Below are 8,233 nucleotides of genomic sequence, written 5' to 3'. Positions count from 1 at the left end.
CACGCTGACCAGCAACCCATCGAAACCCCCGCGAGCCTCCCGCTCGCGGCCTGAACCTTGACATAGGAGAAACTCGTGGACGAGATCGCGCACACCGCTGAGGGGCCCGTCCGAGGAGTCGGTCGAGGCGACGGATCACTCGCGTTCCTGGGCATCCCCTACGCCGCTCCGCCGACGGGAAAGCGGCGCTTCCAGCCGCCGCAGCCGGTGACGCCCTGGACCGAGCCGCTCGATGCGACCGCCTACGGGCCGACGCCGCAGCGCCGCCCGGAGGACAACGCGATCATCCCCGAACCGAGCGTGCCGGGCACGGCGACGCTGAACCTGAACGTGTTCACGCCCGCCCTCGACGGCAGCGCACCCGTGCTGGTCTGGATCCACGGCGGCGGCTACTCGGCGGGATCCTCCGCGAGCCCGTGGTACGACGGCGCGTCGTTCACCCGGGACGGCGTCGTGCTGGTGACCATCTCGTACCGGCTCGGCTTCGACGGGTTCGGCGTGATCGACGGCGTCCCCGACAACCGCGGTGTGCGCGACTGGATGGCGGCGCTCGAGTGGGTGCAGCGCAACATCGCCTCCTTCGGCGGCGACCCGGGCCGCGTGACGATCGCTGGCCAGTCCGCCGGCGGCGGAGCCGTGCTCACGCTGTTCGGGATACCTGCCGCACAGCACCTGTTCCACGCCGGGATCTCGATCAGCGGAGCTCTCGGCGACCTGCCCCGCGAGCGCGCCCGCGCCCGCAGCGAACTGCTCGCCTCGATGGTCGGATGCGAGCCGACCCTGGAGGGCTTCCGCGGAGTGAAGGAGCGCGCGCTCACCCGGCGCCAGTTCGAGGCATCCCTGCTCGGCAAGAAGGGGCTGGCTGCCACCACCGCCACGCTCACCGACGGCCTTCCCTGGGGACCGGTGATCGACGGCGACCTCATCACCCGTCCGACGGTCGACTCGTTCGCCGCGGGGAGCGGGGCAGGCAAGCCGCTGCTGCTGGGGGCCACGGACGACGAGTTCACCATGATCTTCGACAACGCGCCGCGGGCCCTCAGATGGGTGCCCGTCCCGCTCGCGCTGCGCGTCGTGGAGAAGGCCGGCGCGCTGCGCCGCCGGTGGCGGCGGTCCAACCGTGCGCGTCGCGGCGCGGGGCCCGCACTGGGGCGCTTCGTCACCGATCGCATCTTCCGCTCGCTGGTCGTGCGGGTCGCGGAGACACGGCGGGACGCCGGCACCTGGGTCTACCGCTTCGCCTGGAGCTCCCCGGTGAACGGCTGGTCGCATCACTGCCTCGACGTGCCGTTCTGGTTCGACTGCCTCCGCGAGGAGCACGTCGCGAAGATGACGGGCGCGAACCCGCCGCAGTCGCTGGCATCCGAGATGCATTCGGCGGCCGTCGCATTCGTGACCTCCGGTGATCCCGGCTGGCCTGCCTGGCGCAGCGAGCCGGGCATCACGCGGATCTTCGGCGACCAGCCCGCACTCTCGCGCAGCGCCTACGACGACGCCCTGCCCCTGGTCTAGCCGCTCCGCCCGAGGCCCGGGGCGCCACAGGGCGGCTGCTCCGCCGCGCGGATACGACGACGCCCTGCCGCAGGACCCAGAGCACCAGGGGCCTGCGACAGGGCGCCCTTCGTCTCGTCGCTGCGCTCCTCGCTCAGGAACCCGCGACGCGACGAAGCTCAGCGCACCGGCTCGAGCAGCGGGATCTCGTAGCGGTGCGGCGTGCCGAAGCGGTGCGCGGTGACCGACACGGCCTGCTCGCGCAGGAAGGTCAGCAGCTCCACGCGGCCGGCGGCGACGACCGGGTTCGCGTAGATCGCCAGGCTCGGCGAGCCGTTCACGGCCGCGGCGGTCGCTGCGGCGGTGGTCCCGATCACGCGGACGCGACCGCCGGCGCCGGACAGGCGACGCGCATGCGCGCCCCAGGCATCCGCGTCCTCGGTCACGACGGTCACGTCGTGCGCACCCAGCCAGGTGACGACGGCAGCGGGCAGAGCGGATGCTGCGCTCACGGTGACGCGCGAGCGGGCCCGGAGCCCTGCGGCGACGACGCGCACCAGCTCGGCCAGACGCGTGCCCTCGTAGCGGACCGTGACCGGCAGCGCCTGGTAGCGCAGCGCGTTCTGCTCGGTGACCAGGCCGGTCGCGTCGCGCACGACGCCGAACTCGGAACCCCACGCGTCGATGTCGGTGGCGAGCGCACCGCGCAGCCACGCGGCGTCGTCGCCCTCCACGAGCGCAGCGGCCGAGAGGCCCAGCTCGTCCAGCGGGCGGGTGGTCTTCACCGGGGCATCCGTCCACTCCGACAGGCCGACCAGGTAGTTCGGGCCACCGGCCTTGGAGCCGGCGCCGACGGCGGCCTTCTTCCAGCCGCCGAACGGCTGGCGCTGCACGATGGCGCCGGTGGTTCCGCGGTTCACGTACACGTTGCCGGCCTGGATGTTCGCCAGCCACTGCTGGATCTCGTCCTCGTCCAGCGAGTGGATGCCGCTGGTGAGGCCGTAGTCGATGTCGTTGACGATGTCGATGGCCTCGGTCAGCGTCTCGGCGGTCATGACGCCGAGCACCGGGCCGAAGTACTCGACGCGGTGGAACTCGCTGCCGCGCTGCACGCCGTCGCGGATGCCGGGGGTCCACAGCTGGCCCGCGTCGTCGAGCTTCTTCGGCTCGAGCATCCAGGACTGGCCGGGGTGCAGCTCGGTGAGGGCGCCGAGCAGCTTGCCCTCGGCGGGACCGATCAGCGGGCCGATGCGGTTGGAGCCGTCCTCGGGCGTGCCCACCTCGTAGGCGCGAACGGCGTCGACCAGCTGGCGGCGGAAGCGCTCGGACTTGGCGGCGGAGCCGACCAGCACGACGAGCGAGGCGGCCGAGCACTTCTGGCCGGCGTGACCGAACGCCGAGTAGGCGACGTCCTTGGCGGCCAGGTCCAGGTCGGCCGAGGGGGTGACGATGATGGCGTTCTTGCCGCTGGTCTCGGCGAGAAGCGGCAGGTCCTGGCGGAAGCCGCGGAACAGCTCGGCCGTCTCGTAGCCGCCGGTCAGGATCACGCGGCCCACGGCCGGGTCGCTGACCAGCTGGGTGCCCAGCTCGCGGCCGTCGAGCTGCACGTACTGCAGCACGTCGCGCGGCACGCCGGCCTCCCACAGCGCCTCGATCATGACGGCGCCGGAGCGGCGGGCCTGACGGGCGGGCTTGATGATCACCGGCGAACCGGTGGCCAGGGCCGAGAGGGTGGAGCCGGCGGGGATCGCGACCGGGAAGTTCCACGGCGGGGTGACCACGGTCAGGCCGACCGGGTGCATCTCGGCGCCGTCGACGTCGGCGAGCGCCTTGGCGCTCTCGGCGTAGTAGTGCGCGAAGTCGATGGCCTCGGAGACCTCGGGGTCGCCCTGCTCGATGACCTTGCCGGCCTCGGAGCCCATGACCTCGAGCAGCTCGGCGCGGCGCGCCTCGAGCACGTCGCCCGCGCGGTGCAGGATCTCGGCACGACCGGCGGCGCCGAGGGCGCGCCAGGCCTCGCCCGCGGCGACGGCGGTCGCGATGCGCTCGGAGACCTGCTCGGCCGTGGTGAGGGTGTTCGCGGCGACGGTGTCGTTCCCGAGCTTCGAGGCGATCATGCGGGCGCGGATCGCGTCCGCCCACTCGCGGTTGGCCGCCAGCGACGGGTCGGTGTCGGGGGTGTTCACGAAGCCGTCGCGCGGCGCCGGAGCGGCGGGCAGCTGACGGTTCTGCGTGCGGTTCGGGCCGGGCACCTCGGTCGGCATGGCGGCGACGGATGCCAGGAAGCGCTCCTTCTCGCGCTCGAACAGCTTCGGGTCGGCGTCGAGGTCGAACACGGCCGACATGAAGTTCTCGTGGCTCGCACCTTCCTCCAGGCGGCGGATGAGGTAGGCGATCGCGACGTCGAACTCGTCGGGGTGCACCACCGGCGTGTAGAGCAGCAGCGAGCCGACGGTGCGCTTGACGACGGCGGCCTGAGCGGATGCCATGCCCAGAAGCATCTCGAACTCGATGCCCTCCTGCACGCCGCGCTTGGAGGCGAGCAGCCAGGCCATCGCGATGTCGAAGAGGTTGTGGCCGGCGACGCCGATGCGCACGTTGCCGATGTGCTCGGGGCGCAGGGCGTAGTCGAGCACGGCCTTGTACGAGGAGTCGGACTCCTGCTTGGTCGACCAGGTGGCCAGCTCCCAGCCGTGCGACTCGGCGTCGACGGTCTCCATCGGGAGGTTGGCGCCCTTCACGACGCGCACCTTGATGGGCGCGCCGCCGTCGGCCACGCGCTTCGCCGCCCACTCCTGCAGGCGGATCATGGCGGAGAGGGCGTCGGGCAGGTAGGCCTGCAGCACGATGCCGGCCTCGAGGTCCTTGAACTCCGGACGGTCGAGGATGCCGGTGAAGACCGCGATCGTGAGGTCGAGGTCCTTGTACTCCTCCATGTCGAGGTTGATGAACTTCTTGGGGCCGCGGGCGGGCTTGGCTGCGATCTCGTAGAGCGGGTGCAGCGCCTTGATGGCGTGCGCGACGGCCTCGTCGAACGCCCACGGGCTGTGCGGGGCGACGGTGGAGGAGACCTTGATCGAGACGTAGTCCACGTCGTCGCGGAGCAGCAGGCGGCGGGTGCCCTCCAGGCGACGGACGGCCTCGTCCTTGCCGAGGATGGCCTCGCCGAGCAGGTTGACGTTGAGCTTGACGCCCTGGGTCTCGCGGATGTGCTTGATCGCGGCGCCGAGCTTCTCGTCGCGGGCGTCGACGATCAGGTGGCGCACCATCTGGCGCAGCACGGCGCGCGCCGAGGGGACGACGATGCCGGGGAGCATCGTGGCGGTGGCGCCGCCCAGGCCGATCGCCCCCTTCATGATGCCGGGGAGGAAGGCGGGGGTCAGCGGCACGAGCTCCTTGAGCTTCGCGGCGGCGACCTTCAGGTCCTCGGGGCGCACGACGCCGTCGACGAAGCCGACGGTGAAGTCCAGGCCGTTGGGGTCGCGCAGCACGCCGGCGAGGCGCTGGCCTGCGGCATCCACCGGGACCTCACGGCTGTCGACCAGCCACTTCTTGACGAGGGCGACGGCGTCGTCGGCCAGTTCGGCGAGGTCGTTGACGGATGCTTCGGAAGCGGACACAGGGGTGCTCATGCTCCCAGGATGCCGCGTTCAAACCTCTACGAAAAGCGATGATTGATGAAGGATAATGTTCGGTGTCATCGATGAATCGAAGGGACGTGGATGTTCGAGCTGAGACGCCTGCGGCTGCTGCACGAGCTGGCGCTGCGCGGCACGATCGCCGAGGTCGCCGCCTCGCTCTCCTACTCCCCCTCGACGGTGTCGCAGCAGCTGTCGCTGCTGGAGCGCGAGGCCGGCGTGGCCCTGCTGGAGCCGGACGGCCGACGGGTGCGGCTGACGCCGCAGGGACGGATGCTGGCGGAGCACGCCGCGCGCGCTCTGGAGCTCGACGAGGCGGCGCGAGCGGCGCTGGCCGCGCACGCCGGCTGGGAGACGGTGCGCCTGTCGGCGATGCCGACGGCGGCGGAGACGATCGTGCCCGCGGCGCTCACCGTGCTCGCGGAGCGCGCGCCGGGCCTGCGCGTGGAGCTGGCCGAGCTGCCGCCGGAGGAGAGCCTGTTCGAGCTGTGGGCGCGGAGGTTCGACCTGGTGATCGCCGAGCAGTACCCGGGGCACACCCGGGAGCTGCGCGATGGCGTGGTGCACGACCTTCTGGGCGAGGACCCGATCCGGATCGTGCTGCCCCCCGCCGAGCATCCGGCATCCCTGCACGAACTCCGCGACCGTGCCTGGGTGATGGAGCCCGAGGGCACGGCCGCCCGGCAGTGGGCGGTGCAGCAGTGCCGGGCGGCCGGGTTCGAGCCCGACATCCGCTACGAGGCGGCCGACCTGACCGCGCACGTGCGACTGGTGGCATCCGGTCACGCCGTCGGCATGCTGCCCGACCTGATCTGGGGCGACGAGCCCAGCCCGCTCACCGTCGCCGATCTGCCCGGTTCCCCCGTGCGCGAGGTGTTCACCGCCGTGCGCGCCTCCTCGCGCGCCGACGAGTCCGTCACGGTGGTGCGCACCGCGCTGCGCGAGGCCTTGACCGCGCACCACCGCGTGGCGCCCTGAGCCGGGCTCCGTCCGCGGATGCAGCCGCTTCCCGGGTTCAATCACCCCGGTCGTGCTCCAACGGCGAATTGGAACTCCGACCGGGGTGCCGGACATCGGGCACAACGACGTCGCGTATCTACTGCGATGTCATGGACGCGATTCTGTCCAACGATGCAGTCGGTCAATGGGTTACCGTCCCTCGGCTTGCGGAATGGACTGGCCGCGAAGCTTCTGCGATCGGAATCTTCCGCACCCACCTCAATCGGTACAAGAACGCCCATCTGCCGGAAGGCTCGGCCGCCCCCTTTACGCGGGCCAGCGGGCAGGATCTTCGTCCGGCGCGAGGACGCGAGGTCCACTATCGGGTAAGTGCTGAGTGCGCAGAGCAGTGGACCCGCCTGCGCGACCGGATTGGAACGAACTGATGGTGCTCTTCAAGGACATGATGATCGATACCGCATATCCGCTCACCGTGATCGAAGACCGTGGCGATGACAGGGATCCTCTGACGAGCGAGTGCACCTACTGTCGACGCGCAGACGGCTGGGGCGTTCGACACCCCATCGCGGATGTCACCGTCGTGCGCCGATGGACTGTACGCAGCTACTGGGACCCGAAGAGCAATCAGCTCGGTGGAGGCGGTCGATACGAATGGCGGTGCACCGAGCACCCGTACAACGGCGACAGCTCAACACACGCGGCCGATGCGCCGCAGCACCTGATCCCAGAACGTCGCGAACGCTGTGAGGAGATCACGCTCAAGACGCTCTGCACAAAGATGACATCGGAGCGGTACGAAGGTCGATGGCTATGCAGCGAACACGCTGCGAGCGTCGTGGAGCGTCTACGCATTGAGGAGCGCCTTCGCGCGATAACGGAGGGATGGGACTGAACCGCGTGGCGCCCTGAGCCGGCGGGCGCGAGTTCAGAGCTGCTGCAGGTGGCGCCGCGGTCCCTCGATGCGGGCGATCGCGATCTTCACCTCGACCAGCTCGCCCTCGACCCGATCGAACCGGTCGTCGATCCGATCGAACCGGTCGTCGATCCGATCGAACCGACTGTCCATCCGATCCATTCGATCGTCCAAGCGATCCATCCGCCCGTCCATCCGATCCATGCGGACTTCCATCCGATCGAAGCGCGCGTCCAGCGTCTTGGTCTGCTTCGCGAGCATGGTGGCGACGCCTCCCAGCACGGTCAGCGTGAAGGCGAAGAGCGCGATGATCATTCCGATCACGTCAGGCGACACGATCATGCTCCTATTCTGCCTCGGGCGAGCGCCGATGACTACCGCAGACGATAGGCAGAATCACCGACAGCGCAGCGTGGGCTTCTCGGTAGCTGTGGACAATGCGACATCGTGTCCTGATTGTGGAAGAAAGGCCGACCTCAGGGCGATTCAGCGGACCGTCGCGTGCGGCATCCGCTCGCGCATGACGCGCACCGCCTCGGGATTGTGGTCGACGAGCACGGCGTCGCGGCCCAGGGCGGATGCCACGGCCCCGGTCGTCCCCGATCCGGCGAACAGATCGAGCACCCGGTCGCCCGGTCGTGAGGACGCCTGCACGATGCGGCGCAGCACACCCTCGGGCTTCTGCGTCGGGTATCCGGTCTTCTCGCGTCCCGTGGTCGGCACGATCGTGTGCCACCAGACGTCGGTGGGCAGCTTGCCGCGGGCGGCCTTCTCCGGCGTGACCAGGCCCGGAGCCATGTACGGTTCGCGGTCCACGGCATCCGAGTCGAAGAAGTGCCCGCCGGGCGTCTTGACGTAGACCAGGATCGTGTCGTGCTTGGTGGGCCAGCGCCGCCGGGACTTCGCACCGTAGTCGTAGGCCCAGATCAGCTCGTTCAGGAACGCGTCGCGGCCGAACACCGCATCCAGCATGACCTTGGCGTAGTGCGCCTCGCGGTAGTCCAGGTGCAGGTACAGCGTGCCGTCGTCGGCGAGCAGCCGCCAGGCCTCTTCGAGCCGGGGCATGAGGAACTCGCCGTAGTCGTCGAAGCGGTCGTCGTAGGCGCGCAGCATGCCCCGCACCCGCTCGTAGGCCAGGCCGTGGAACCCGTGCCTGACCTCGCCCTCGGGCTCGTCACCTGCCCGGCGGGCGGTCACGACCCGCCGCTCCTGCGCACGGCCGGTGTTGAAC

General features: G+C 70.4%; 6 protein-coding genes. 3 read left to right on the top strand and 3 right to left on the bottom strand.

What is annotated here, in order from left to right:
• Positions 1-75: 75 nt before the first annotated feature.
• On the top strand, positions 76-1,512 hold the full coding sequence (locus BGN97_RS00960; RefSeq protein WP_292697254.1) for a carboxylesterase family protein: 1,437 nt from the start codon (positions 76-78) through the stop codon (positions 1,510-1,512).
• Between the two features lie 158 nt (positions 1,513-1,670).
• On the opposite strand, the gene BGN97_RS00955 is transcribed toward BGN97_RS00960, so the two are convergent.
• Positions 1,671-5,123 carry a bifunctional proline dehydrogenase/L-glutamate gamma-semialdehyde dehydrogenase gene (locus tag BGN97_RS00955; protein ID WP_292697252.1) on the bottom strand — a complete coding sequence of 1,151 codons (3,453 nt, stop codon included), beginning with the start codon at positions 5,121-5,123 and terminating at the stop codon, positions 1,671-1,673.
• A 90-nt stretch (positions 5,124-5,213) separates the two neighbouring features.
• On the opposite strand from BGN97_RS00955, the gene BGN97_RS00950 reads away from it, so the two are divergent.
• Both BGN97_RS00950 and BGN97_RS00945 read left to right on the top strand, forming a co-directional pair.
• A complete protein-coding gene (locus tag BGN97_RS00950; protein ID WP_292697250.1) occupies positions 5,214-6,107 on the top strand; it encodes a LysR family transcriptional regulator in 894 nt (297 codons plus the stop codon).
• Positions 6,108-6,513: 406 nt separating this feature from the next.
• Positions 6,514-6,981 (top strand): hypothetical protein, encoded by a 468-nt coding sequence (locus BGN97_RS00945; protein ID WP_292697248.1) that lies wholly within the window; start codon positions 6,514-6,516, stop codon positions 6,979-6,981.
• 33 nt (positions 6,982-7,014) lie between these two features.
• Here BGN97_RS00945 and BGN97_RS00940 read toward each other — a convergent pair whose 3' ends face one another.
• Complete coding sequence (locus BGN97_RS00940; RefSeq protein WP_292697246.1) at positions 7,015-7,344, bottom strand: response regulator; 330 nt, start codon at positions 7,342-7,344, stop codon at positions 7,015-7,017.
• 144 nt (positions 7,345-7,488) lie between these two features.
• Positions 7,489-8,233, bottom strand: a 745-nt coding sequence (locus tag BGN97_RS00935) for a site-specific DNA-methyltransferase (protein ID WP_292697244.1), incomplete at its 5' end; no start/stop codon positions are given.

The organism is Microbacterium sp. 69-10, from assembly GCF_001897945.1.
Classification (GTDB): Bacteria; Actinomycetota; Actinomycetes; order Actinomycetales; family Microbacteriaceae; genus Microbacterium.
Note: the sequence above shows the minus strand (reverse complement) of the source record. Positions and strands in the feature narration are given on the sequence as shown.

Bases quoted from the DNA above. Each gene is read 5' to 3' on its own strand.
- BGN97_RS00955 (WP_292697252.1), bottom strand. From the start codon at position 5,123: ATGAGCACCCCTGTGTCCGCTTCCGAAGCATCCGTCAACGACCTCGCC.
- BGN97_RS00950 (WP_292697250.1), top strand. From the start codon at position 5,214: ATGTTCGAGCTGAGACGCCTGCGGCTGCTGCACGAGCTGGCGCTGCGC.
- BGN97_RS00945 (WP_292697248.1), top strand. From the start codon at position 6,514: ATGGTGCTCTTCAAGGACATGATGATCGATACCGCATATCCGCTCACC.
- BGN97_RS00940 (WP_292697246.1), bottom strand. From the start codon at position 7,344: ATGATCGTGTCGCCTGACGTGATCGGAATGATCATCGCGCTCTTCGCC.